Annotated in this window: 32 protein-coding genes and 1 pseudogene; 24 read left to right on the forward strand and 9 right to left on the reverse strand. The window is 60.0% G+C overall.

The genetic code is table 11. The annotated features are described in order from the left end of the window. Positions 1-229 precede the first annotated feature (229 nt). The 12 genes from ylxM (at position 230) to ACUM6F_RS05945 (ending at position 7,489) form a co-directional block, all read left to right on the forward strand. Complete coding sequence (gene ylxM, locus ACUM6F_RS05890) at positions 230-565, forward strand: YlxM family DNA-binding protein (protein WP_425621436.1); 336 nt, start codon at positions 230-232, stop codon at positions 563-565. 16 nt (positions 566-581) lie between these two features. Then, positions 582-1,934 carry a signal recognition particle protein gene (gene ffh / locus ACUM6F_RS05895; RefSeq protein WP_445348702.1) on the forward strand — a complete coding sequence of 451 codons (1,353 nt, stop codon included), beginning with the start codon at positions 582-584 and terminating at the stop codon, positions 1,932-1,934. Between the two features lie 71 nt (positions 1,935-2,005). Next, a complete protein-coding gene (gene rpsP / locus ACUM6F_RS05900; protein ID WP_425621437.1) occupies positions 2,006-2,248 on the forward strand; it encodes a 30S ribosomal protein S16 in 243 nt (80 codons plus the stop codon). Between the two features lie 25 nt (positions 2,249-2,273). Further along, positions 2,274-2,501 carry a KH domain-containing protein gene (locus ACUM6F_RS05905; protein ID WP_425621438.1) on the forward strand — a complete coding sequence of 76 codons (228 nt, stop codon included), beginning with the start codon at positions 2,274-2,276 and terminating at the stop codon, positions 2,499-2,501. A 44-nt stretch (positions 2,502-2,545) separates the two neighbouring features. Next, a complete protein-coding gene (locus tag ACUM6F_RS05910) occupies positions 2,546-2,971 on the forward strand; it encodes a YlqD family protein (protein WP_425621439.1) in 426 nt (141 codons plus the stop codon). Further along, the gene (rimM, locus tag ACUM6F_RS05915; protein WP_445348679.1) at positions 2,968-3,480 is read left to right on the forward strand and encodes a ribosome maturation factor RimM; all 513 of its coding nucleotides are present in this window, start codon (positions 2,968-2,970) and stop codon (positions 3,478-3,480) included. The genes ACUM6F_RS05910 and rimM overlap by 4 nt, the downstream gene beginning before the upstream one ends. Further along, positions 3,480-4,232: a tRNA (guanosine(37)-N1)-methyltransferase TrmD gene (gene trmD, locus ACUM6F_RS05920; protein WP_445348680.1), complete on the forward strand. Its 753-nt coding sequence runs from the start codon at positions 3,480-3,482 to the stop codon at positions 4,230-4,232. Before rimM ends, trmD begins: the two co-directional genes overlap by 1 nt. Positions 4,233-4,314: 82 nt before the next feature. Then, on the forward strand, positions 4,315-4,662 hold the full coding sequence (gene rplS / locus ACUM6F_RS05925) for a 50S ribosomal protein L19 (RefSeq protein WP_445348681.1): 348 nt from the start codon (positions 4,315-4,317) through the stop codon (positions 4,660-4,662). 55 nt (positions 4,663-4,717) lie between these two features. Next, the gene (gene lepB / locus ACUM6F_RS05930; RefSeq protein ID WP_445348682.1) at positions 4,718-5,248 is read left to right on the forward strand and encodes a signal peptidase I; all 531 of its coding nucleotides are present in this window, start codon (positions 4,718-4,720) and stop codon (positions 5,246-5,248) included. A gap of 56 nt (positions 5,249-5,304) precedes the next feature. Continuing rightward, a complete protein-coding gene (ylqF, locus tag ACUM6F_RS05935) occupies positions 5,305-6,159 on the forward strand; it encodes a ribosome biogenesis GTPase YlqF (RefSeq protein ID WP_445348683.1) in 855 nt (284 codons plus the stop codon). A 155-nt stretch (positions 6,160-6,314) separates the two neighbouring features. After that, positions 6,315-7,124 (forward strand): ribonuclease HII, encoded by an 810-nt coding sequence (locus ACUM6F_RS05940; RefSeq protein ID WP_445348684.1) that lies wholly within the window; start codon positions 6,315-6,317, stop codon positions 7,122-7,124. Next, positions 7,124-7,489: a YraN family protein gene (locus ACUM6F_RS05945; RefSeq protein ID WP_425621446.1), complete on the forward strand. Its 366-nt coding sequence runs from the start codon at positions 7,124-7,126 to the stop codon at positions 7,487-7,489. The genes ACUM6F_RS05940 and ACUM6F_RS05945 overlap by 1 nt, the downstream gene beginning before the upstream one ends. 15 nt (positions 7,490-7,504) lie before the next feature. On the opposite strand, the gene splB is transcribed toward ACUM6F_RS05945, so the two are convergent. Continuing rightward, entirely contained in the window at positions 7,505-8,524 is a 1,020-nt protein-coding gene (gene splB / locus ACUM6F_RS05950; RefSeq protein WP_445348685.1) for a spore photoproduct lyase, read from the reverse strand. A gap of 56 nt (positions 8,525-8,580) precedes the next feature. Then, positions 8,581-9,225, reverse strand: coding sequence for a DUF1614 domain-containing protein (locus ACUM6F_RS05955; protein ID WP_425621448.1), 645 nt, complete (start codon positions 9,223-9,225; stop codon positions 8,581-8,583). 308 nt (positions 9,226-9,533) lie between these two features. On the opposite strand from ACUM6F_RS05955, the gene ACUM6F_RS05960 reads away from it, so the two are divergent. Continuing rightward, complete coding sequence (locus ACUM6F_RS05960; protein ID WP_425621449.1) at positions 9,534-9,773, forward strand: hypothetical protein; 240 nt, start codon at positions 9,534-9,536, stop codon at positions 9,771-9,773. A gap of 807 nt (positions 9,774-10,580) precedes the next feature. On the opposite strand, the pseudogene ACUM6F_RS05965 reads toward ACUM6F_RS05960, so the two are convergent. From ACUM6F_RS05965 to ACUM6F_RS05980, 4 genes and pseudogenes are all read right to left on the reverse strand, one after another. Beyond that, positions 10,581-11,057: pseudogene (locus tag ACUM6F_RS05965) on the reverse strand (ATP-binding protein). A gap of 634 nt (positions 11,058-11,691) precedes the next feature. Then, complete coding sequence (locus ACUM6F_RS05970; protein ID WP_445348686.1) at positions 11,692-12,186, reverse strand: flavin reductase family protein; 495 nt, start codon at positions 12,184-12,186, stop codon at positions 11,692-11,694. Positions 12,187-12,190: 4 nt separating this feature from the next. Then, on the reverse strand, positions 12,191-12,556 hold the full coding sequence (locus ACUM6F_RS05975) for a signal peptidase II (protein WP_445348687.1): 366 nt from the start codon (positions 12,554-12,556) through the stop codon (positions 12,191-12,193). Beyond that, positions 12,549-12,743 carry an ATP-binding protein gene (locus ACUM6F_RS05980; RefSeq protein ID WP_445348688.1) on the reverse strand — a complete coding sequence of 65 codons (195 nt, stop codon included), beginning with the start codon at positions 12,741-12,743 and terminating at the stop codon, positions 12,549-12,551. The genes ACUM6F_RS05975 and ACUM6F_RS05980 overlap by 8 nt, the downstream gene beginning before the upstream one ends. 172 nt (positions 12,744-12,915) lie before the next feature. Here ACUM6F_RS05980 and ACUM6F_RS05985 point away from each other — a divergent pair, with 172 nt between their 5' ends. Both ACUM6F_RS05985 and ACUM6F_RS05990 read left to right on the forward strand, forming a co-directional pair. Next, positions 12,916-14,448, forward strand: coding sequence for a YifB family Mg chelatase-like AAA ATPase (locus tag ACUM6F_RS05985; protein WP_445348689.1), 1,533 nt, complete (start codon positions 12,916-12,918; stop codon positions 14,446-14,448). Positions 14,449-14,512: 64 nt separating this feature from the next. Further along, entirely contained in the window at positions 14,513-14,851 is a 339-nt protein-coding gene (locus ACUM6F_RS05990; RefSeq protein ID WP_445348690.1) for a PAS domain-containing protein, read from the forward strand. A 73-nt stretch (positions 14,852-14,924) separates the two neighbouring features. On the opposite strand, the gene ACUM6F_RS05995 is transcribed toward ACUM6F_RS05990, so the two are convergent. Beyond that, a complete protein-coding gene (locus tag ACUM6F_RS05995; RefSeq protein WP_445348691.1) occupies positions 14,925-15,422 on the reverse strand; it encodes a nitroreductase family protein in 498 nt (165 codons plus the stop codon). A gap of 200 nt (positions 15,423-15,622) precedes the next feature. Between ACUM6F_RS05995 and ACUM6F_RS06000 the strand changes: the two genes are divergently transcribed. Together ACUM6F_RS06000 and ACUM6F_RS06005 are read left to right on the forward strand one after the other, a co-directional pair. Beyond that, entirely contained in the window at positions 15,623-16,354 is a 732-nt protein-coding gene (locus ACUM6F_RS06000; RefSeq protein WP_445348692.1) for an HAD family hydrolase, read from the forward strand. Beyond that, positions 16,329-16,787: a secondary thiamine-phosphate synthase enzyme YjbQ gene (locus tag ACUM6F_RS06005; RefSeq protein WP_445348693.1), complete on the forward strand. Its 459-nt coding sequence runs from the start codon at positions 16,329-16,331 to the stop codon at positions 16,785-16,787. The genes ACUM6F_RS06000 and ACUM6F_RS06005 overlap by 26 nt, the downstream gene beginning before the upstream one ends. Here ACUM6F_RS06005 and ACUM6F_RS06010 read toward each other — a convergent pair. After that, entirely contained in the window at positions 16,738-18,435 is a 1,698-nt protein-coding gene (locus tag ACUM6F_RS06010) for an FAD-dependent oxidoreductase (RefSeq protein ID WP_445348694.1), read from the reverse strand. The genes ACUM6F_RS06005 and ACUM6F_RS06010 overlap by 50 nt on opposite strands. Positions 18,436-18,567: 132 nt before the next feature. Here ACUM6F_RS06010 and ACUM6F_RS06015 point away from each other — a divergent pair, with 132 nt between their 5' ends. After that, the gene (locus tag ACUM6F_RS06015; protein WP_445348695.1) at positions 18,568-18,804 is read left to right on the forward strand and encodes a YgaP family membrane protein; all 237 of its coding nucleotides are present in this window, start codon (positions 18,568-18,570) and stop codon (positions 18,802-18,804) included. Positions 18,805-18,818: 14 nt separating this feature from the next. Further along, entirely contained in the window at positions 18,819-18,950 is a 132-nt protein-coding gene (locus tag ACUM6F_RS06020) for a YgaP-like transmembrane domain (protein WP_445348696.1), read from the forward strand. A 141-nt stretch (positions 18,951-19,091) separates the two neighbouring features. Here ACUM6F_RS06020 and ACUM6F_RS06025 read toward each other — a convergent pair whose 3' ends face one another. Further along, complete coding sequence (locus ACUM6F_RS06025) at positions 19,092-19,355, reverse strand: DUF3243 family protein (RefSeq protein ID WP_425621457.1); 264 nt, start codon at positions 19,353-19,355, stop codon at positions 19,092-19,094. 225 nt (positions 19,356-19,580) lie between these two features. Between ACUM6F_RS06025 and ACUM6F_RS06030 the strand changes: the two genes are divergently transcribed. The 5 genes from ACUM6F_RS06030 to alr all read left to right on the forward strand — a co-directional run bounded on the left by ACUM6F_RS06030 (position 19,581) and on the right by alr (position 24,340). Continuing rightward, entirely contained in the window at positions 19,581-21,395 is a 1,815-nt protein-coding gene (locus tag ACUM6F_RS06030; protein ID WP_445348697.1) for a thioredoxin domain-containing protein, read from the forward strand. A gap of 94 nt (positions 21,396-21,489) precedes the next feature. After that, complete coding sequence (locus ACUM6F_RS06035; RefSeq protein ID WP_445348698.1) at positions 21,490-21,759, forward strand: TM1266 family iron-only hydrogenase system putative regulator; 270 nt, start codon at positions 21,490-21,492, stop codon at positions 21,757-21,759. A gap of 33 nt (positions 21,760-21,792) precedes the next feature. Next, on the forward strand, positions 21,793-22,002 hold the full coding sequence (locus tag ACUM6F_RS06040) for a hypothetical protein (protein WP_445348699.1): 210 nt from the start codon (positions 21,793-21,795) through the stop codon (positions 22,000-22,002). 38 nt (positions 22,003-22,040) lie between these two features. Next, complete coding sequence (locus tag ACUM6F_RS06045) at positions 22,041-23,141, forward strand: lipid II:glycine glycyltransferase FemX (RefSeq protein ID WP_445348700.1); 1,101 nt, start codon at positions 22,041-22,043, stop codon at positions 23,139-23,141. Next, positions 23,141-24,340 (forward strand): alanine racemase, encoded by a 1,200-nt coding sequence (gene alr, locus ACUM6F_RS06050; protein ID WP_445348701.1) that lies wholly within the window; start codon positions 23,141-23,143, stop codon positions 24,338-24,340. Before ACUM6F_RS06045 ends, alr begins: the two co-directional genes overlap by 1 nt. The last annotated feature ends 63 nt before the right edge of the window (positions 24,341-24,403 follow it).

Here is a 24,403-nt window from a genome sequence, read left to right on the forward strand (position 1 = left end):
GACGATACCTCCGTAATGCTCAATGCACCTGTATTGACAGGCCGATCAATCTACGGCTTTTGGAATTATAAGCATATTCTAACTCTTCAGCCGGCACACGGCAAACTGTTTCGCCATGCGTTTCGCGGCTTGACCTGTTCCATCCTTCCTCCGGCGGCGAATCAAAAGCTTGACAGTCTGGATCGGATTGCATAAAATCAGCCTGTAAAGTAAAATTGCTTGATAAACAATGTTGAACGAAAGAGTACGCATCAGCCTTTTATATGATTTTTACGGGCCCCTGCTGACCGATCGGCAACAGGCGGTGTTTGAGCTCTATTACGAGCACGACCTTTCGTTGGGGGAGATCGCCGGGCAATTCGGGGTCACCCGCCAGGCCGTGCACGACATCCTGCGGCGGTCGGGCGAGATTTTGGAGGAGTACGAGCAGAAGCTCGGTCTCGTCGCTCGGCACCTCGAACGGCGGGCCGCCCTCGGAAAGGCGCTGGATCTGCTGGCAGGGAGCAATGAAGAACAGTCTGTCCGGGTGCGCGAGATTTTGGAGGAAGTGCTCAGAGAAGATTAAGCGAGGTGAGGTGCCTTTGGTATTTGCCAGCCTGGCGGATCGACTGCAGGGTGCCTTTAAGAAATTAAAAGATAAAGGTAAGCTGACCGAGGTCGACGTCAACGAGGCCTTGCGGGAGGTCCGCGTGGCCTTGCTCGAGGCCGACGTAAACTTCAAGGTTGTTAAGGATTTCGTCAACACCGTACGCCAGCAGGCTATCGGCCAGGACGTCATGTCCAGCCTGACGCCGGCCCAGCACGTGATTAAGATCGTCCACGACGAGCTGGCCCGCCTTATGGGCGGCCAGAACGCGCGCCTCAACGCGGCGCCCAAGCCCCCGACGGTGGTAATGCTGGTGGGGCTGCAGGGTTCCGGCAAGACGACCACCTGCGCCAAGCTGGCCAACCTGCTTAAGAAACAAGGGCGGCGCAGCCTGCTGGTGGCCTGCGACATCTACCGGCCTGCCGCCATCAAGCAACTGCAGGTGCTCGGGAGCCAGCTCGACGTTCCGGTATTCACGCTGGGCAGCGACAGCGCGCCGGCTATCGCCGAGGCGGCCATGGAGAGCGCGCGGAAGGGCGGCTTCGACTTTGTGATTGTCGACACCGCCGGGCGTCTGCACATCAACGAAGAGCTGATGCAGGAACTCGAGCAGATCAAGCAGCGCGTCAAGCCGCACGAGATCCTGCTCGTAGTCGATGCGATGACCGGCCAGGACGCCGTGACGGTGGCCGAAAGCTTCCACCAGCGCCTCGGATTGGACGGCGTGGTCTTAACCAAGCTGGACGGCGACACCCGCGGCGGCGCGGCGCTCTCGGTCCGCGCCGTCACCGGCTGCCCCATCAAGTTCGCCGGCATTGGGGAAAAACTCGACGCCCTTGAGCCGTTCCATCCTGACCGGATGGCCGACCGCATCCTGGGCATGGGCGACATGATGACCCTTATCGAGAAGGCGCAGGCCGCCTTCGACGCTGAGGAGGCGGCCCGGCTCCAGCAGAAGATGCGGAGCGCCGACTTCAGCCTGGAGGACTTCCTGGACCACCTGCACCAGTTCAAAAAGCTGGGCCCGCTCGACCAGGTGCTGGGAATGATCCCGGGGTTTTCTTCCATGACGAGGAAGCTTAAGGACCTGAAGTTTGACGAGAAAGAACTGGTGACGGCCGAGGCGATTATCAACTCCATGACGCCTTACGAGCGCCGGAATCCGGACCGCATTGACGGCAGCCGGCGCCGGCGCGTGGCCCGCGGCAGCGGAACCTCGGTGCAAGACGTAAACAAACTTTTGAAACAGTTCGAGCAGACTAAAAAGATGCTTAAGCAGTTCAGCGACTGGGGAAAGTCGGCCAAGAAGGGCGGCAAGAGGAGGTTCCCGAAACTGCCGTTTATGTAAAAGTGTTTGGGTTTTCTTAATGCCTTGGTTGGCAATATAAAGCATGAGACAGTGAAAGGAGGTGACAATGGTTGGCAGTTAAGATTAGGCTGAAGCGCATGGGCGCCAAGCACGATCCCTACTACCGTATTGTTGTGGCCGACGCCCGCTCCCCTCGTGACGGTCGCTTTATCGAAGAAATCGGTTTTTACGATCCTCTGGGCAAGAACGAGCAGCTCAAGATCAATGAGGAGAAAGCCAGGGCCTGGATGGCGCAGGGCGCCCAGTTGACTGATACGGTGAAATCGCTCTTTAAGAAGGCCGGCCTTAAGTAAAGTAGCCCGGGAAAGGGGATAAGCCGTGGAAAGACTAGTCGAAATCCTAGCCAGGGCCCTTGTGGATAAGCCCGATGAGGTCAACGTGCGGGTTGTCGAAGGCGAGGACGGGATGGTCATTGAACTTCGCGTAGCCCCTGAGGATATGGGCAAGGTGATCGGTAAACAGGGCCGGATCGCCAAAGCCATCAGAACCCTCGTTAAGGCATCGGCGACCAGGCAGCGCAAGAGGGTAACCGTGGAAATAATTTAAGGGGGCCGTCGCCCCCTTAACCCGCGGTTGGGGAGGTTTAATTTTTGGACAGCATTGTAATTACACGCCCGGTTACGGTCAAGGTGATCTTGACCGAGGAGTACCGCAACGACCTGCTCAAGCAGTGCGACATCACGATCAGGAAGAACGACATCGAGATCCAGCGGCTGGAGTTTCAGTTGAAGAAAGCCCTTGCCGAAGCAGAACCCGCTCAGGCCGCCCAGATCCGGCACCAGTTCGACCTTGAGAAAAAAAAGCGCATTGAGAGCAAGCAGAAAATCGCCGAGCAGGTGCAGGCGCTCAAAGACCTGCCCCTGGGAACGGAACTGATCCAGGGGCGCGTCGAGAGCATGGTCGAGGTCCGGGTGGGTGACGACTGGCGCAAGCTGGCCATGGTCGAGGTCGTCGTTAAGGACGGCAAGGTGGTCGAAATCCGCGAGGGACAGTGGGGAGAGTCTCCGCCGCAATGAGCGGGGAGTTAATCGCCATCGGTAAAGTGGTCAACACGCAGGGCCATCGCGGGGCCGTGCGCGTTTTGCTGCTTACTGATTTCCCCGAACGGTTTCTCGAACTCGATTCTGTGATCCTTGTTCAGGGAGAGCGGCAGACGGTGATGCACGTCGAGCAGGCGAGCCTTCACAAGGCTTTTGCCGTTCTCAAGTTCAGGGAAATCGAGGACATGAACGGCGCGGAGGCCGTCAAGGGGGCCGTCCTCAAGCTCCCGCGCGAAAAGCTGGTTCCGCTGCCCGACGGCCGGTACTACATCTTCGATATCGTGGGGCTCGACGTGTTTACCGTGGACGGCAACCTGCTGGGGAAGGTCAAGGATGTCCTCCAGACGGGGGCCAATGACATCTACGTCGTCGCCGGGACCGATGGCAAAGAGGTTCTGATCCCCGCTTTGAAGCAGGTGGTGCGGGAAATCGATCTTGAGGGCCGGCGCATGCAGGTCGATCCTCCCGAGGGGTTGCTGGACTGATGATCTTTGACGTGTTGACCCTGTTTCCGGAGATGTTCGAGGGCCCGTTTCAGGCCAGTATTCTGAAGAAAGCCCGGGAGCGGGGACTCCTGGAGATAAACCTCTTCGACATCCGCGACCACTCCCGGAACAAGCACCGTACTGTCGACGACACGCCTTTCGGCGGGGGCGGCGGAATGGTGATGAACCCGGAGCCGATCTGCCGGGCGGTGGAACACGTTCGTTCCCTGCGTGGGGAGACATGCGGCCCGATTATCCTGATGTGTCCGCAGGGAAGGCGGTTTACCCAGGGCGTAGCGCGGGAACTTGCCGCTCGCGATCACCTGGTCCTGGTCTGCGGGCACTACGAGGGGGTCGACGAGCGGGTCAGGGAGCTGATCATCGACGATGAGATATCGCTCGGCGATTTCGTTTTGACCGGGGGCGAACTGCCGGCCATGGTCATCGTGGATGCCGTCGCCCGCCTCATCCCCGGGGTGCTCGGCGAGCCCGGCGGCGCCGAGGACGATTCCTTCGCCAGCGGCCTTCTCGAATACCCGCATTACACGAGGCCGCGTTCCTATGCCGGGCTCGACGTCCCCGGCGTGCTCATCAGCGGGCATCACGGGGCCATCGCCGGGTGGCGGCGGGAAGAGGCACTCATACGCACATTGGCCCGGCGGCCGGACCTGTTGCAGGGCGGAATGACCGCCGAGGACAGGGATTTCCTGCGCAGGCTGAGGGAAAAGATTGACGCCCTCTTGCCGGACTGAGGTGGGAAAACCTTGCAATCTCTCGGAAACGTGTGGTAAAATACTTGATAGTTGTGATTGAGAAACTAAGGAGGCAACACCGATGAGTCTTCTGCGATCCGTGGCTGAGGAACAGATGAAGAAAGACATCCCTCCGTTCCGGCCCGGTGATACGGTACGCGTCCACGTTAAAGTTGTTGAAGGCAGCCGCGAGAGAATCCAGATTTTTGAAGGGGTGGTCATTCGCCGTCGCGGCGGGGGCCTCAACGAGACCTTTACGGTGCGCCGGGTTTCTTATGGTGTCGGCGTGGAGCGTACTTTTTTGCTTCACTCGCCCCGTATAGACCGCATCGAGGTGGTGCGGCAAGGGCGCGTCCGGAGGGCGAGGCTTTACTACCTGCGGGGATTGCGCGGCAAAGCGGCGCGCATCAGGGAGAGAGACAGATACTAGAGACGGGGGACTGCAAGGCAGTCCCTTTTTGACATTACGACTGGGAGGAGTAATGTTGTTTAAAGTCGATCGCCAGCGCGGTTCGGTTCTTGGCGAGCTGTTCGAGTCTTTAGCCATTGCCGTAGTCCTGGCCGTGATTATCCGCCTGTTTATCTTTCAGCCCTTTTTCATTCCTTCCGGTTCTATGGAGCCGACGCTGATGACGGGCGACCGGATCATCGTTTCCAAGTTCAGCTACCACTTCAGCGAGCCCAAACGGGGCGACGTCATCGTTTTCAAATACCCCAAGGACCCGAAAAGGGCCTTCGTAAAAAGGGTGATAGGCCTTCCGGGCGAAACGGTGCAGCTCAAAGACAGCAAGCTGATCGTCAACGGCCGGGTCGTAACGGAAGACTACCTGCCGCCGGGGTTGGAGTTCAGCGATTTCGGCCCGCAGACCGTCCCCCGGAACATGCTCTTCGTTCTCGGTGACAACCGCAACAACAGTGACGACAGCAGGGTTTGGGGCTACCTGCCCCGTGGAAACCTCATAGGTAAAGCCGTCTTTGTTTACTGGCCTTTAACCCAGATAGGCCTCGTTAGGTAAACGTTCAGGCGCCCTTTTAGGCTATAGGGCCGCCGACCGGTCGGATGGTGACCAGGATGCCGGTACAGTGGTTTCCAGGCCATATGGCGAAAGCCAGGCGACAAATCAAATCCCAGCTCAAAATCTGCGATCTGGTTATCGAGTTGCTTGACGCGCGGATCCCCTGGAGCAGTCGCAATCCGAGCATCGACGAACTGCTGGGGGCCAAGCCGCGCGTTGTCGTCTTGAACAAGGTCGACCTGGCCGACGCCGCGATGACGCGCCGGTGGGAGAAGATCCTGGCGGCCGGGGGCGATCCCGTCATCCAGGCCGATTCGGTAAAGGGTGCCGGTATCCGCAGCGTGGTCGAGGCCATCCTGTCGATTCCGCAGGAACGGCTCAAGCGTCGCCCGGGCGGGTCCCTACGGGCCGTGGTCGTCGGTATCCCCAATGTGGGCAAATCTTCATTTATCAACCGCCTGGTGGGTCAGAGGGCGGCCCGGACCGGCCGCCGTCCCGGCCTGACGCGCGGGCCCCAGTGGATCCGCATCGGCGGGGACGTGGAACTTCTCGATACCCCCGGGATTTTGTGGCCCAAGTTTGACGACCCGTTGGTAGGGTTGAAGCTTGCGGCTACGGGGGCTATCAAGGAGGAAGTTTTTTCTTGCGAAGAGATCGCCGGCTGGCTGCTCGGGTGGCTTGCCGAAAAGGCCCCGGCCGCGCTGGCGCAGCGCTACGATTTGCCGTCCGCGCCTGCCGATACTGCGGAAGTATTAGGTGCCGTGGGCTTGAAGAGAGGGGTGCTTCTCCCGGGGGGCAGGGTCGACCTGGAGAGGGCGGCTGCGCTGATCATCAAGGACTTTCAGGATGGCCGCCTGGGACGTTTCACGCTTGACGACCCGGCGATGGATGAACGCCGCGGCGGGGATTAAGCGCCTGGCACGAGCCGGTAAAAAACAGCCATAAGCACTAAGCTGTATCCTAAATGCTTGATGCCTAGCTTTTCTCCAGCCTCGTTCGGCACAATCAGTATCGTATATCAGTTGAGTGCTGGGTCAACACTCCCTATATAGCAGCAGTTATTTAGTTGGTTGGTGATTTGGTGGACTTGTCCCGCTTAAGCCTGCAGGAAATAAAAGAGCTTCTGGAAACGCGGGGGCCCGACCGGACTGTCCTGGACGCGCTGGCGCGGGACCCGCGCCAGAGTGCTCGAGTGCTGTACCGGCAATGGGCCAGGCGGCTGGCGCGGGAGGTCAAGGAAGCGGGACGCGTCGAGGAGCTATTCCGTTACGAGTTTCAACTCGTACGGGAGGGCTACGAGACCGTCGCCGGCGTCGACGAAGCGGGGCGGGGCCCGCTCGCGGGACCGGTGGTGGCCGCGGCGGTGGTGCTGCCGGTACCCTGTGTGATTATGAACCTCAAGGATTCCAAGCGCCTTACCCCTGCCCAGCGCGCGCAGGCGGCGGACGAGATACGGAGGCTGGCCGTGGCGTGGGGTATCGGGCTGGCCAGCGTCGAGGAGATCAATGAATTTAACATCCTGCAGGCGAGCCTGCTGGCCATGAGGCGGGCGCTCGCGGCTATGGACGTAAGGCCGGACTGGGTCTTGGTGGACGGCAATCAGAAGATTCCGGGCGTCGGTGTCCCCCAGCGCGCGCTGGTTAAGGGCGACAACACCAGCGCCTCGGTCGCGGCGGCTTCGATCCTCGCCAAGGTTTTCCGGGACGAACTGATGAGCGCCTGCCACTGGCAGTACCCTTTGTACGATTTCCCTTCGCACAAGGGGTACGCCACCCGCGCCCATTACGAGGCTTTACGGCGTCACGGGCCATGCCGCCTGCACCGCTCGGCTTTTTTGCCCGCTCCGCGGCTCTTTGAAGGTGACGGTGAGGCGTAATGACCGATGCCGGACAGAAGGGAAGAACGGCCGAGGACGCCGCGGCCGGCTACCTGCGGAAACAGGGATACGTGTTGCTGGCCCGGAATTTCCGCTGCCGGGCGGGGGAGATCGACATAGTCGCTGCCGACGAGAAGGGCGAACTCGTCTTCGTGGAGGTGAGGGCGCGTCTACCCCTCGGGTTCGGTTCGCCTGAGGAGACAGTGGACGCCCGCAAGCGGACACGCCTGCGCCGCGCCGCCGAGTGCTACCTTCTGTCCCGCCGCCAGGGGCAGCCCCCATGCCGTTTCGATGTGATCGGGGTGGTGCTCGACGAGCCGGGGCGCGTCGTCAGGATCGAACACATCAAGAACGCTTTTGAATAAGAGAAAGAGATTGAGCTACACGAAATACTGGACTTGGGTTCCCGGAAACATTTTGTTAAGGGTTTGGGTGAAAAACTCCCTGGTCTCCTGCATCAGTTCGCGGGGGTACACGTATTTGCCGTATCCAAATTGCCCGCGTTTGTACTGGCGGTCCGCAGGGTCCATGGGCAGGGTTGTTTTCGGGAAGACCTCGAGGATGGTGCTTTTCGCCCGTTCGGTGTAACGGTGGGTGATCAATTCAAAGGTTACGTCTTTTCCTTTCAAGTCGCCACAGGTCCGGCGTACCTGTTCGAAGAGGTCCCGGTAATCGGCGCGCCAGTCACCGTCGAGGATGATCGGAGCGACGATGAAGCCCGAAGGGTACCCGGCATCCAGGACCTTAAGCGTTGCCTTTAAACGCTCACCCAGCGGCGGAGTGGCGTGCTCGTAATTCTTGATGACGCGTTCGCTGTTAATGCTGAAGCGAAAGCGCGTGTGGCCGTTGTGCTGTAAAGACAGCAGGGGTTCAACCTCGGTGTACTTGGTTACGAAACGAAAGCGCCCGCGCGGCTGCGCGGCGAAGAAAAGGATGCTCCTGCGCAACGCCCCGGTATACGGTTCGGTTGGGAGCGGGTCCGACGTGCAGGAGCCCTCAAAGGTGACGACGCTGTCGCTTTCTGCCATGTACCGCCCGGCACGGGCCAGGACCTCGCCGACGTTGACGTACACCTGGACGTAGGGATGCTTGCCGAGGGTGGTCTGCAGGTAGCAGTACTCACAGAAGCCCGTGCAGCCCGAAGCCAGGGGCAGCTGGTAGTCGGCGGACGGCTTGGACGAAAGGAAGGAATCGGTCCCCGCCACGGTCACGACCAGGGTCTTCTTGGCCGCGATGTAGCCCTGTCTCGCGCCGGGAGAAAGACGGGTCGCGATGCGCTGCCGAGGCTTTAAGACGATGACCGGGAAACCCTCTTTTATGAAACGTTCCTTGAGTCGGCGGCCGAGAGGATAGTCCAGGGCTCTCTCGCGGATGAAGACCCGCTCGGGAATGAAAACCACGCTTACACCCCGCAGATTATCCTGCCCGCGGGGGTTCGTTTGTATGAGTCTGCGCGTCAGGCCAGCAGGGCGGCGACGATGCCGACCAGGAAGATGCCGTCGAAGACCCCGGCGCCGCCGATGCTCAGTACATTGGCGCCGAGTTGGCGGAAACGCGGGAGGTTGAGAAGGTCGGCTCCGATCAGCGTTCCCCAGACCCCCGCGATGTAGGCCACCGGCGCCGCGTTTTGCGGAGCCAGGAGAAGGGCGAGGAGCGCGGCGACGATGGGCGGGATGAAGGCGGGGAGGGCGATGCCTACGCCTGGGACGGGGCGGGCCAGTTTATAGGCGACGAAGGTCACGATGCCGGTGGCGACGACGGCCGGCAACAGGGGAGCACGCCCCAGCAGATAGAGGCTGAGGAGGGTCGGGATGACGGCTCCGCCGACGTTTACGGCAATCACCCGTTCCTGGATTTGCGGGGGGAGGTAATACAGGAACGGGAAGACCTCTGCCCGGGGCGGGTCCCCCACTACGAAACGCTCGCGGGATACGGGGATGTTGATCATGCCGCCGATCAGGACCAGGATCAACAGCCACAGAGCCGCTTCCGGGGAGAGACCCAGCTTGGTAAAGGAAAAGGTGGCGATATGGAAGTAGAACACGAGCAAGAGCACGGGCACTAAGAGGATCAGCATTATAACCGGGAATACGCAGCCCATTGCAGTGCCTCCCCGCAGGAAAAGCTGTCCATATCTTAACACATCCCCGCCGGCTCGCAAAGGCCGGCTGCCGCCAGGCCCGGCTTTGTCCACGCAGCCTGTCACCCTCGCGTTCCGGCAAACGAAAAATCCATCTCTTTAAGTCCTTTCGCGAGCTACTTAAGATTATGCTCCCGGGCTTTCATTCAGCACAGCCTGTAAGAAACGGCGCCGACTGGCAGGACAGGCAGCGGCGCTCAACCCTGTCATCATATACTTCAAGGATAAATCCCTGCGGAGGCGAAGGAAGTCCTTCGGAGGTGTTGGAGTTGATCTGTCCGCGTTGCGGCATGTTGGTTTTCGGTTCCTTTGACGGCAGGCAGGAGGTGTGCTGCAAGAACTGCGGCCACAGCATTATCCTGCGGGATTTCATACCGGGGATAAACGATGAAGAGGCGTCGGACACGCCGTCGCCTTCGCGAATGCAGCAAATCCTGGTTTATTTGTGGCACGCTTTCTGGTCGGGGAAAGGATGGCGGGAGAGCTCAATCCTTCGGATTGAACGGTAGCAGACTGTTTCGTCCATCGTTGCGAAAGCGTTCCCGTGCCTATCGGGTGCGGGAAAGACCTTCGGGCTCGGGCGGCAACTCCAGGTGCTCCTCGTTACAGACCCTTTGGCCTGTCGACTGCAGACCTACGGGTTTCGGACTTAGCTCCAGACCTTCTTGTTCGCTGCAGCCGCCCTTACTTTCGTGAAAGGCCTTCGGAGACCTCCATTCCCATTTGTGCCGCTTCAGAGTCGGGAGCTAAGGTCTTACGCCTGTTTTTCGCCAAAGCAAACACCTCTTCCTCCGGAAAAACCTGACGGCATCCCTTCCGGCTTTACTTTGAAGCTCCAGGGTCTGACGTTATAATGCCTTTTTTTGAGCCACTGTACCCGCAAGGCCGTCAGCAATCTGAAATAATAAACATAAGGGATGGGCGGCCCGGAAAAATTTTTCTCCAGATCGTATTTTTTGCAATCCAGATGCCCTTCTAAATTGTCATGTATTACATGTATTATGAGGTGGGTTTTTGGAGATGAGGTGCCGTTTCGCCTTTGTTGTTAGAGCTGACCTAAAACGTCCGAAAGCTGACGGGATTGCCTGACCGGGAAAACCCCGACAAGGGTGTTTTTGTGCTGGTCAGATGTTCCGTCAATTCTTGGATAATTAACACCGTCTATTTCCGGACATTATGGGGTAGCAGTAACAACTAATGACAATTTATCCAAAGTGCGTATTCCGGTCAAATCGACCACTGAATCCGGCCGAAATCGACCACCTGATCCGGCAATGGCAACCACCTGCCGAAGTTAGGGCGGTACCGGTGTGGGGTCACTTACCAGTTGCTTGTTTGACGCCGAAGCAGCCAATCCCTTCCGCATCGCCCTTCATCGTGATCTTGTAAGCCGTATGGACCAAACGGTCTCCGGTCGGATCGGCAAAAGCGGCGTGCCGGCTCTCCACTGGAAGCTGACTGGCGATAATGATAGAATGGGTCTGGTGGCGGTCATCAATGACCTCAAAGATCTCCCGGCAGTCGGTCGCCGAGAAGGGGGCGATGCCTCATTCATCGAGAACAAGGAGATCTATCCTGGCCAGCGTACTCATCAGCTTGGGACAGGAGCCGTCGACCCTGGTCAGGGCCGGATCGGCCAGTAACCGGGGCACCCGGTAGTAGCGGGCTGAAAGCCCCTGCCGGCAGGCAGCATTGGCTAGAGCGCAGGCGATGAAGGTCTTTCCGCTGGTTGGACCGAATGTAGTTATCCGGCGCCGCTTTGCCCGAGGTGGTGGTCGATTAGCCTGGAACAAGTGGTCGATTCGGAATGACTAGACGATTTCAACCGGAACGGGTGGTCGAGTTGATCTGTCAAAAGGTCGGCGTGCGCTGTTTTTGCGTTGGCCCTCTGTTATTTGGAGGCCTAAGAAGTGCACTACGTTACTCCTGACATTGTTGCCTTAGCACTCTCTTGCTCTGTATCGCTTGTCGGCCATACTCCCTTGCTCCAGGAAGGGCGTAACAGGGTCTCCCGAGTTGATGTGCCGTAACGACGTCTAGCATGCCAAGGTCTACGACTCCGGGGAAGCTACAGCAGTCTTGCCATTACGACCGCAGCGGTGTTATCTTCTGCTCAGACCACAGCATCGGCCTTCCCATTGAGGATTTCGAAGCTTAATCCCTTCAGCTTCAGCCTTGCGGCTTATGGCCTGCTATCTCGCTGTCTACGCTTAAGTGCAGAGGTTACCCCCTACACCCCAAGACTCGCTATGGGTGGTTGGCTAGACCTTACCCAGTGGGCTTCGCACCCACTATACGATACGCCCTTTGCTCGGCGCACGGTCCGACCGTTCTCTACTGGAACACGGCTTCCCGGCAAACGGGTCCGAGAAGTAGTCCCTGACCCTGGGGTCGGCCTGCTTCACGCCCATACGCCGCTTTCATCGCCTACTTCTCAGCGATGGGGTTGAACTTCCCGGGCTTCCAGTCCAGCATCAGGAGCGGGGAAACGTCCGGGCGGACAACGGAACCCCCCACGACCTCCCCGACGAACAGCACGTGGTCCCCCGCCGGGTGCGCGGCCACGACGCGGCACTCGATGTTGGCCAGGCAGTCTTCGAGCACGGGGACCTTCACTGCCTGGCCGGGCCGCGTCTTGAGCCCCAAGGCGGAGATCTTGTCCACATTGCGACCGGAGCGGGAGCCGCAGAAATCGGCGACTTCCGCCTGGTCTTCCGTCAGAATGCTGACTACAAATTCCCTGCTCTTCTCGATCAACCCGTAGGTGTACCGCTCCGGCGCAATGGAAAGCATCACAAGGAGCGGCCTGAAGGATACCTGGCAGACCCAGGAAGCGGTCATCACGTTGTGTTTCCCTTCGTGGCAGGCCCCGATCAGAGTGACCGGCCAGGGCAGGAGCCTGACTGCGCGTTTTCCCTGCACTTTCTCACCTTCCGTAGTTCGGGTTGTCAGTCGTTCGAGTCCGGTTCGTATACCGCCCCGACACCGCAAACGAGCACGCCAGCGCGAACCCCACCAGCGCGGATATATCGGCAAGGTTGAAAGCCAACCCTGTTAACGGGATACGCAAATAGTCCACAACGTACCCCGGGGCCAGCCAGTTCGCCGCATTGCTCCCGGTGCCGGCAAGCGTCAGCGTCGCCCCCAGGCTAAACCGCGGGTGCCAGGCGTGGCCCCTTGACAGGTGCGCATTCCGGTGAAATCGGCTACCTGTTCCGGAGTTTCCGGCCGGGGGTCGGACCGTAGCGACGCCGGTTGTGGATAATATACCCAGGTGGCCGGAATCAGTCAAGCTTGGTCATTAATTTGCGCATAGACTCCCCCCTCAGTTCCAGTTCGTAGGCATTGTGCACCAGCCGGTCCAGGATCGCGTCAGCGAGAGGATCGGCCAGGGTGTTGTACCATTGGCTCACCGGCATCTGGCTGGTGATCAGCGTGGAACGGGAGCCAGGTAAAGTTGATCGGAGCTGACAAGCCATCACCGGCAAATTACGACTGGCAAGTTCCAGTGCACGTGTACGAATCGGACAGCAGGCGGGTAGCCGGGGGCTAACCCCTGTTTAAAACATCAATCGACACATGCAAACATATTTTGGCAGGAGTTTCCGGAAGCCAGGAGGAATTAGGGTAGTCAGGAATGGAGGTTCGGTAATGCTTGCCATTGTCCATTCGATTGCCCTGATCGGTCTTGAAGGGTACGTGCTGAGAGTCGAGGTTGACGTCGCCGGAGGGCTTCCGGCGTGGGAGATCGTCGGGCTGCCGGATACGGCCGTAAGGGAAGCAAAGGACCGCGTTAAAGCGGCCGTCAGGAACGCCGGCTTCGACTTCCCCTCGCGCAAGATCACGGTGAACTTGGCCCCGGCCGACATCAAAAAGGAGGGCTCGGCCTACGATCTGCCCATCGCTTTGGGCATCCTCGCGGCTACCCAGCAGCTTTCCCCTGAAAGGCTTCCCGAGTTCGTCTTCCTCGGCGAACTCTCTCTGGACGGCAGCATCCGCCCCGTCAGCGGGGTGTTGCCGTCCATTGCGGCCGTGGCGGGGGACGGATTCCGCAAGGCCGTCGTTCCGCTGGAAAACGCGGGGGAGGCGGCGCTGGTTCCTGCTATGGAAATCTACGGCGCCGAAAACCTTTCCCGTTTGGTCCGGTTTTTGACCGGGGAAGAGGAAATCGCGCCGTTTGTCGTTGCCCCGGCGGCCTTGCTCAGGGACGAAGCCGGCGAAGAGTTGGATATGGCCGACGTGAAAGGCCATCCCGCCGCGAAGAGAGCGCTGGAGGTGGCGGCCGCGGGCGGGCACAACGTCCTGATGGTGGGACCCCCGGGGTCCGGGAAGACGATGCTGGCGAGGAGGGTCCCCGGCATCCTTCCGTCCCTGACTCTTGACGAGGCCATCGAATGCACCAAGCTGTTCAGTCTCGGCGGACTGCTTGCGCCCGGACAGCACCTGGTCGCCAGGCGGCCCTTCCGGGCTCCGCACCACACCTGTTCCAGCGTGGCCCTGGCCGGCGGGGGAAGGGTCCCCAGGCCGGGGGAGATCAGCTTAAGTCATAAGGGCGTGCTTTTTCTCGACGAGCTCCCGGAGTTCCCGCGGGACGCCCTGGAGGCGCTGCGCCAGCCCCTGGAGGACGGGACGATAAGTATTTCCCGCATTTCCGCGGCTGTCACATACCCGGCCGAGATCATGCTTGTGGCTTCGATGAATCCCTGCCCCTGCGGCTATTACGGCGACCTGCAGAAGGAGTGCCGCTGCAGCCCCTTGCAGATTCAACGCTACGTCAGGCGCGTGTCTGGGCCGCTGCTCGACCGGATCGACATTCAGATCGAGGTGGGACGCCTGAATTACGGTGAGCTGACCGGGCAGACCGCGGGGGAACGCTCCGGCGGCATCCGGGCGAGGGTTGAGGCGGCGCGGGCCGTGCAGCGGGAGCGGCTGGCCGGCACGGGCGCGGACTGCAACGCGCGGATGACGGTGCGCCAGATCCGGCAGTTCTGTCGCCTTACTCCGGATGCAGCCGGTATCCTCAAGGCGGCCTTCGACCAGCTGGACCTCAGCGCCCGGGCCCACGACCGCATTCTCAAGGTGGCCCGGACCATCGCCGACCTTGAGGAATGCGAACTGATTGAGGCGGGACATATCGCCGAGGCCGTCCAGTACCGCACGTTGGACAGGAAATACTGGGCTTAATCCAGGCCGAAGAGAACCGGTCATATTTTTTAAACGCAAGTCTATGGCAAAAGGTGGCTGTTAAATGCTTAATGCATCCTGGGCTAAAGGATTTTCGGCAGCGATTACCGTTTGCGATGCCGACGGGATCATCCTTGAAATGAACGACAAGGCCTGCGAGGTTTTTGCCAAGTACGGCGGTAAAGCGCTGATCGGCAGGAACGTCTTGGACTGTCACCCTGAGCCCGCCAGGAGCAAGCTGCAAGAGATGTTAAGAACCCGGAAGGTCAACTGCTACACCATTGAAAAAAACGGGATCAAGAAACTGGTCTACCAGGCTCCCTGGTACGAGGATGCCGAGTACATGGGGTTTGTCGAGGTGATCATTGAAACCCCTAACGAAATGCCCCATCACGTCAGATAATTAAGATGGCCTGGGATTACCGCCCCACAGCTTTCGGGCGTGGGTATAACCCAGGCCATATCAGTTTAACAGCTTAATAGCGTTCCCAACGCATGACTTCAGCCAGCAAGCGTTTACTGGCACGCCCCCTGGAATCGGCGGGATAGCCTAAGGACACCAGCGACACGAGAGTGAATTCTTGGGGAACGCCGAGAAGGGCGCGTACTTCAGGTGCGTAGGCCTTTTTGTCGCCAGCCACCCAGCACGATCCCAGCCCCAGGGCGGCGGCGGCGACGAGCATGTTCTGCGTCGCGGCCGACCCGTCTTCCAGGTAGTACTTTTCGGCATGCTTGCAGAATACCGCGATGCATGCGGGGGCTTCGGCGATGAACTTGCCGTAGTCCGTCAGTGCGGCGACCCGCTCCCGCGTCTCGCCGTCGGTAACCGCAATGAACAGCCACGGCTGCTTATTGTTCGCCGTGGCGGCAAGCCTGCCGCAGTCGACGATCTCCTCCACCAGCTCGCGGGGCACCGCACGCGGCGCGTATTTTCGCACGCTGCGTCTCTTCTTGAGAGCGGCAATGGCGTCCATCTTTTTCCCCTCCTGTATGTGTTATTGATAGTAACCATAACATACCACAGGGGCGTGTTAAAAACCCATTGACAGCAATCCGTTTTACAGATTGCATCAAGTCAAGATCCAACGTCTAACATCCAGCATCTTTTGGCTTGGGTTTGGCAAGACCATCTGGTAAAATGGGTTCCGACGGGGAAAAGGCTATACCGCGAGAGGTGAAGCATTTGGTTTCCGTGTTGCGAAGCCCCGGCTGTGCGTATACCGGCAAACCGCTGAAGGCCGTTATCTTTGATCTGGACGGAACCCTTACACCCGTGCGGAGCGTCTGGCAGTATATTCACGAGCGGCTTGGGACCTGGGAAAGCCAGGGCCTGCAATCGCTTAACGCCTTCCTTGCGGGCAAAATAACCTATAAGGAATTCGCCGAGCGTGATGTCTATGCATGGCGGGGGACGCCGCACGCTATTATTGAATCCATAGTAAACGAGATCCCGCTCCGGAACGGCGCCAGGGAAGTCGCCGGAACGCTCCGCGCTTTCGGCGTGCGGACGGCTATCCTTTCGTCCGGTTTGGATGTCCTGGTGCGGCGGGTCGCGGGCCTTCTCGGGGTGGAACGGTACATCGCCAACGAACTCGGTTTTACCGCAGGCGTGGCGGACGGGCGGGTGACCATCAACGTGGGCTGGGATGGCAAACCCGAACATCTGCTTCCGCTTTGCCGCGCCTGGGGTGTCCATCCTTCAGAGGTGGCCGTGGTGGGGGACGGCGTCGGTGACGCACCCCTGTTTCCCATGGTGGGCCTGGGCGTGGCTTTCAACGCCGCACCCGATGTCGCCTCGGAGGCGCATCTCGCGCTGGAAGGAGACGACCTCCGGGTTTTGCTCCCGGTTCTTTTCGGACGGATGAAAGGAGAGACGGCGGGTGGCATGGCAAACCGTCGAGGTTGAAACCCGGTTGCGCAGCGAGCTGGTTAACGTGACGGCCGAGATCGCGCGCATCGTGACTGAAAGCGGGGTCAGGGAAGGCGTCTGTCACATTTACGTTGCCCACACCACCGCCGGCGTCCTCATCAACGAGTACGCCGACCCTTCCGTGGCCCGGGACATCCTGGCCTTCCTGACGCGGCTCGTCCCGGCGACCGGAGACTACAAGCACGCGGAGGGCAATTCGGACGCCCACATCAAGTCCTTGCTGGTCGGGCCGGCGAAGGCCGTTCCGGTGCAGGACGGGCGCCTCGCCCTGGGGACCTGGCAGGGTATCTTCTTCGCCGAGTTTGACGGGCCGAGGCGCCGCAAGATGCTGGTCAAAGTCTTTGAGAAGTGCGAAGTGGCTAATAAGGCCAAGCCGCCAGGCCCCCCTCCAGGAAGCGCACGTCCTTGAAGCCCAGCCCGTTGAGAATGCGCTGGGCGTCCCAGGCCCGCATGCTGACGGCGCAGTAAACGACGATAGGCTTGTCTTTGGGCAGCTTCTCGTGCATTTCTCTGACCTTAGCGAGCGGTATAAAAGACACCTTATCCCTAAGCGGCGGGATGTTGGAGAACTCCCGGTTGGTCCGGACATCGACCAGGACGAAATCCTGACCCTGGTCGATCATTTGTTTGACCTCGGCGGGCCCCAGCGTCCGCGCCAGGCCGTCCAGCTTGTTGCGCATCGTGTTGGCGGCGTGGTGCAGGACGTCCATGGCCGTGTTGTAAGGCGGGGAGTAGCCCAGGTCAAAGTTGGCCAGCTGGTCCACCGTGGCCCCCATCGAGATGGCTGCGACAACCACATCCAGGCGCTTGTCGCAGTCGCCCGGTCCGACGATTTGCGTTCCCAGAACGCGCCGGGTGTTCTTGTCGACGATGAGTTTGATGTGGACGGCCCGCGACCCCGGATAAAAGTGGGCGCGGTCCCCGCCTGCGACAATAACCGATGCAACGGGGTAGCCGAAGTCCCTGGCCTGTTTCTCTGTTAGCCCGGTCCGGGCTACGGCAAAGTCAAACACCTTATAGATGGCTGTTCCCAGCACGCCGGGGAAGGTCTCGTGGCCCCCGGCCACGTTTGTGCCAATGACCCGGCCGTGCTTGTTGGCCACCGAACCCAGAGGCGTGTAGATGGGCTGCCCGGTGATGATGTTAACGTTCTCCACGCAGTCCCCTCCGGCGTAAATGTCGGGATCGCTGGTCTGCATCCTTTCGTTAACCTTGATGCCGCCGGTCACGCCGATTTCCAGCCCCGCCTCTTTGGCCAGGCTAACGTTGGGCCTCGCCCCGATGGCCACGATGACGAGGTCGACTGCCAGCGTGCCCTTGTCCGTGGTCACCTGCATCCGGCCCCCGGGGGTTTCCTCGATGCGCCGGGCCATTTCCCCGGTGCGCACCTCGAGCTGGTTCAGGCGCAGAGTTTTGGCTACGAAGGCCGCGATTTCGGGGTCCAGGAGATTGGGGGTAATGTGCGCCATCGCCTCGATGACGGTCACCCGCGGCGGTTCCCCGGGGAGGCCTTTGGCCTTGGCCATGGATTCGGCTACTTCAAGGCCGATGAGCCCCGCCCCAATCACGACGACGTTCCTCACATCGCCTGATTCCAGGCGCTTGCGTATGGCAACGGCGTCTTTGATCGTCCAGACGTGGAAGACGTTGGGGAGATCGGCGCCGGGAATAGGGAGACGGACAGGGCTGCTTCCGGTGGCGATCACCAGTCTGTCATAGGGGAAAAAGGCTGTTTCGCCCGTTTCCAGGTTGACGGCGCGCACTTCTTTCTTGTGCCGGTCAATGGCTTCAGCGCGCGTACGGGTATGCACGGTCGTGCCCTTGACTCGCCGGAAAAAGTCGCTGTCGCGTTTTATGCCGACCGGGGTTTGGGTCAGTTCTTCGATTTTCTGCATTATACCCCCGATATAGTAAGGAAGCCCGCAGGCGCCGAAGGATACGTACCGCCCCTGTTCCAGAATGGTTATTTCCAAATCCGGGTCGACTCGCCGGGCCCGTGCCGCGGCTTTCGGGCCGGCGGCCACTCCCCCGATAATCAGGATTTTTTGGGCTGCCACTGCTGCTTTTCCTCCTCGCCGAATTCTAAGTATAAAGTTCCCCTCCGGAAGATTTAAATGCCGATTTCGTATAGTCCACTTTGATACGGGCGAAGTTAATCCTAACCAGAAAAACACCGGAGATGTGAAGAGATGCGTCTCGATTTTAAGCAGAATGTCGGAGCGCGGGACCAGGTCGTGAGGGTGCTTTTCGGCGCGGTCCTGTTGGTCCTGGCGGCGAGCGGCGCCGTAAACCCGGCATGGTCGGCGGCTTTCGCCGTGCTGGGGTTTTACCAGTTGTTGACGGCGGCTACGCGGTACTGCCTCCTCTTTGACCTGGCCGGTTGGTCGACATGGGGGCGCAGGCGCCGCCCCTCCCATAACCGCTGAAAAGGGGCTGTCCAATGAATCTGGAATTCAAGGTCAACACCGGCCCTGTCGACCGCCTGATCCGGGGGGTCCTGGGCCTCGTCCTGATCGGGCTGGCCGTGGCGGGAGTGGTCGCGCCGGTTTATGGCCGCCAGAGGGATGGTTAGCTCCCACCTTGCGTTTTGGTTTCGTCATTCGTAGGGTATCACGCTTGGATAATGTTGGGCAAGAACAAAGAAGGCGAATGTCCCTGGCATCCGCCCGGTGAGAGTAATCCGCTGTACCTCCCTTCAGGATGGGCGGCGCGATTATTGAACGTTTTTCGGGGAAGCCCACTGATCGCCGAGCCTGAGCATAATGTTGGCTATGGTGCGCTTTTCCTCGTCCGTGCTGACCCCCCACATGGCTTTAATCAGCGCCTCTTCGGGCGAGTCCGGCTTGATGAATTTGGAGAGCATGTCCGTCAGGTGCACGATTCCTTCCCGCAGCTGATCGTCGGTCAGGCCGGCCTGGCGTCCCTCCTGGATCTTGTGCGCGAGTTCCCTGGGAAAGTTTTCGAGTTGGTGTTCCATATCGTTCCCTCCCGTTGAAATGATTAATTTCCAGGCAGTTAAGGCGGGTTGAAAGAATAATTGCTCTCATGCTTTTGCCTTGTTTTAGCCTGTAGCCTATAACCTTTATTGATGCAGGAAGTTTGTGTAAGTATGGGTAACTGATGTCGAGGTGAATACTGGGGAACAAGATACCCGGATCAGCATTCCGGGAGTTTTGGGCAGAGCAGGGAAGGAGATGGTCGGATGCCTGCCAAGTTTCATTTCTCCCCGCGTCCCAACCGCGCACATGAGATCAAGTGGCGCGAATGGGGCGACAAGGCCTTTGCCGAGGCCATGGCCGACAGGAAGCTTATCCTCCTCTCGATCTCGGGGGTCTGGTGCCATTGGTGTCACGTGATGGACGAGAAGACGTATTCGGACTCGGAGGTCATCCGCCTGTTGAATGAAAAATACATTCCCGTTCGCGTCGATACCGACCAGAGGCCCGACGTCAACGTGCGCTACAATATGGGCGGGTGGCCGACGACGGCCATCCTTACCCCCGAAGGGCGCTTGGTCACGGGGGGTACCTACATGCCTCCGGAACAGTTGAAGTCGCTCCTGGAGCGGGCCGCCGGACTCTTCAGGCGCGAGCCCCAATCCTTTAAGGTCGACGAGCCGGTTGCCAAAGAACCAAAGACGGCGCCCCTCGACGAACTGACGCTCGAGCCCTATGAGGAAACCGCCCAGAGACTCCTCACAGACTTTGACCCTGTGTACGGCGGTTTCGGCGACGCGCCGAAGTTCCCCATGGTCGAGGCCATAGAGCTGGCCCTCAACGTTTACTTCACCACCGGCAACGAAAAGTTCTTGCACGTCGCCCTGACCAGCCTGGACGGGATGGCGGGCGGCGGCATGTACGACGCGGTGGAGGGCGGGTTCTTCCGCTACAGCACCACGCGGGACTGGCTCATTCCTCACTTTGAGAAGATGCTCGAGGATAACGCCGGTCTCCTGGGTGTCCTGCTGCAGGCCTTTCAGATCACCGGCCAGGAGCGGTACCTGGACGTCGCGCGTGATGTCCTGCACTACCTGGAGAACAGCCTCTATCAAGAAGAGACCGAATGCTGGTCGGGGACCCAGGACGCCGATGAAGAGTATTACCGGCTGGATATGCCGGAACGCAAAAAGATGCGCCCGCCTTACATCGACCGCCACATCTACGTGGACTGGAACGGGATGACGGCCAAAAGCCTCTTCCTGGCCGGCTGGGTTACCGGCGAGCGATACTGGGGGAGACTCGCGCTGAAAACCCTGGACAGCTTGTGGCGGCATGCCTACCGGGAAGACCGGGGCATGGCCCACGTCGTCGATCAGGACGGCATAGCCGGCCTTTTCGGGCGGCTCGACGACCAGGTCGAAGTGGGCCGCGCCTGCCTGGCGGCCTACCAGAGCACCGGCGAGGCCAAATGGTTGGACCGGTCCAGGATCCTGGCCGATTTTGTCATCGCGAAACTGGCGGCGCCGGAAGGCGGATTTTACGACATCGTTCCCGACCCCGGTGCCCCGGGAGCGCTCGCTGTCCCGCTCAAGGACCCGCAGGTCAACGCGCGGGCGGCGCGGTGGCTGGCCGGTCTGGATGCCTTGATGCCAGGGGAAGAAAGATATACAGGCCTTGCGCGTAAAGCCATGCAGGCCGTTCTCGCGGGGTACCGGCGGTATGGGACACTGGCCTCCGGGATGGCGCTGGCCGTTTTCGAACTCTTGACCCCGGTGACCGTTGTTACGGTGGTCGGACCGGGCGACCAGGCGACGGCCAATCTTCACGGGGCCGCCCTGCGCGTCTATCGGCCCGTTAAAACGGTGCGGCTGCTGGTCAGGGGGCGGGACGACGAAGAGATTATGCGGGCGGGGTACAGCCCGAAAGGGAAAGTCCAGGCCTTTGTTTGCGTAGGTAAGCGCTGCTTGCCGCCCGTAGACGGTGTCAAGGAGTTGCTGGCCTTGCTGGAGCGTGAGCCGTATCCCGGCTACGCCCACGGCACCGACCCCGGCCGGTCCCTTTCGGAGCACAAGGACTAGCCAGGATGGACATGATCGGATATTTCCGAATCATTCGCTGCTTCTCCGGGCAGAATTTAACAGCAGCATCTCTTTTACAAGGGGTTGAGGCGCTTTGGCCGATGGCATTTACGTAGTCGGTATTCTGGTTGAGGAACGGGCCTCGCGCGGGCCGGAAGTGCAGGAGGTATTGACGCGTTACGGCTCCAAAATCCTGTGCCGAACCGGAATCCCCGACCCTTCAAAGAAACGCGGCATCATCACCGTAACGATGCAGGCTGACGCGCCGGACGTCGACAAGTTCAAGGGCAACCTGCAGGATATTGCGGGCGTGCGCGCCCAGTCGCTCCGCCTTGCCGACGCGATCTACAACTGTCCCGCGTAGGTTTGTCTTCGGCCGGCCCCCCGGCACAAGCGCATGATAAACCCGGTCTGGTGGAACTGGACCGGGATTTCCTTTTTTGTCGGGAAGAAGAACGGCAAACACAACTTGGTTGCAGGATTTGCTGTCGAGGCAGAGAAATTCTTCTCGAATCACGGCAAAAGCCGCAGAACGAGAGAACGAGCCGGTGCTTTAACTACGCTGGACAGCTTGACGGACGCGGAAGACGGGCAGAGCTTTTCTTGACTCCGCGTCTTTTTGTGATTGGGGCGGGAGGTAGGTTGATGAGTTTGCAGGCGCGGTTGATCGGCGCAGGTGAACGGGACAGGTTCAACGCCTTTGTCGAGGGCCATCCCAAGGGCGAGATCCTGCAGTCTTACGAGTGGGGCGAGGTCAAGGCCGCTACCGGGTGGCGCGCTTACCGGCTGGTTGTGGAAGACGCGGAGGGAACCATTAGGGGTGCGGCCAGCATACTCGAACGCGAACTCCCGGTTTTGCGCCGGCCGATCCTCTACGCGCCCCGCGGGCCGGTGCTTGATTTCCGCGATAAGGCCGTCTGGGAGGCCCTGATGCAGGGCATTAAGCAACTGGGCCGAGAACGCGGAGCCATTCTTTTTAAAATCGACCCGGATGTCGTTGAGGACGGAACAATTACTCCTCTCCTTACCGAACTGGGTTTCCGCCGCCATTCCAGGGGCCCCAACTTCGAGGGGCTCCAACCCAGGTTTGTCTATCGTCTCTCCATCGACCGGGACCTGGACGAGATATTGGCCGGTTTTCACCAAAAGACCCGCTACAATATCCGGCTCGCCGAGCGTAAAGGCGTCATCGTAAAGGATGACTGTACCAAGGCCGACCTGCCCCATTTCTACAGGCTGCTCCGGGAGACGGCCGCCCGCGATAAGTTTTTGATCCGCGGGCCGGAGTACTACGACATCATCTGGGAGCACCTGGTGGAAAGAGGTTATGCCAGGCTTTTTATGGCCTATTACCAAGGACAGCCCATCGCCGGTACCCTGGCCTTTACCTTGGGCGATAAGGTCTGGTACGTGTACGGTGCTTCGGGCAACGAGCATCGTAACGTCATGCCCAACTATCTCCTGCAATGGAAGATGATCTGCTGGGCCAAGTCCCTGGGGTGCAGGCTGTACGATTTTCGCGGCGTTTCCGGGGACATGAATCCCGATAACCCCCTTTACGGCTTATACCGGTTCAAGAAGGGGTTCAACGGCGAACTCGTGGAGTTTGTCGGCGAGTTTGACTATCCGTTCGCGGTGACCGCCTATCGTCTCTGGAACTGGGGAGAGCCCCGCTACCGGGAATGGAGGAGCAGGCTGGCCAGGGCCAAAGAGTTGTTGTCGGGCGCCGGGGGTGCGAAACGTTAATGTTAAACTTCGGTCCCAACTGGGTTGCCGTACGTCTGGACAACCTGGCCCACAACACGATGAAGGTCCGCGCATTGATCGGTCCGGCCGTGCAGTTGCTGGCGGTGGTCAAAGCGGACGGTTACGGCCACGGCGCCGTCGAGACGGCGAAAACCGTTTTGGCGAGCGGGGCCGACCGGCTTGGGGTCTTCGACCTGGTCGAGGCCTCCGTACTGCGCAAGGCCGGGCTGAACATCCCGATCCTGGTTTTCTGTCCCCCCGGCCCGGGACAGGCTGAGGAGGTCGTGCATCTCGGCGCCGATGTAACGCTGAACAGCCTCGATGTGGCGCGGGAGATAGGAGAGCACGCGTACAAGGCCGGGATGCTGGTAAGGATCCACGTTAAAGTGGATACGGGGTTCCACCGTTTTGGGTTACCCGCAGCCGACGTGCCGGACTTTCTCTCCCGGCTTCAGGATGTCAGGGGGCTGGTCGTCGAAGGCCTGTATACCCATTTCGCGGCCCACGAGAAGTCGGCGATGAGCAAGCAGTTGGACCGGTTTCTCCAACTGGTTGACCGGTTGGACAACATGGGCCTGAAACCTCCTTTTATCCATGCTGCAAACAGCGCCGGAACAGTTTTGCTGCCTGACTCTCACCTGGGGATGGTCCGCGTCGGCAACCTGCTGTACGGATGGGGTCCAGGATACCTTTCGCTCAAACCGGCCTGGCAAGTGATGTCCACTGTCAGGATGGTGCGGCGCGTGCACCGGGGCGAGAGCGTGGGTTACGGCGGCGATTTTACGGCGCGGCGTGATATGACGGTTGCCGTGCTGCCCCTGGGTTTCGCCGACGGCATGACGATGTATCCCTCGCGTCCGGTTTCAGGTGTCGGAGACGCGCTGCGCAAGGCTGCCCGGGCGGCGCTCCAGGGTATGCGCTCGTTAACGGCCGGGGACGCCAGGGTGCGTTTTGGCGAGCATCCCGCTCGGCTCGTCGGGCGTGTCGGCATGCAGCACTGCGTGGTCGACGTCAGCAACTTGGAGGTGAAGCCCGGCGACGTGGCAAGCATCGAGTGCCGCGTTACGGCGGTGCCCCCGCACGTCCCCAGGGTCTATTATGACCGGGAGCGGCCTGTGAGGGTCCGCGTCCCCGGCGAGTATAAAACTGTTGAACTGGAACAGGTCGAAGCAAGCCAAAAGGGCCCTATTTGGCTCTAAGCATTAACTGATAAGGAGCAGCACATCGTTTACATCCAGGGTAGTTTGTATCCTAAACTACAA

It is taken from the genome of Desulforudis sp. DRI-14 (genome assembly GCF_052618305.1).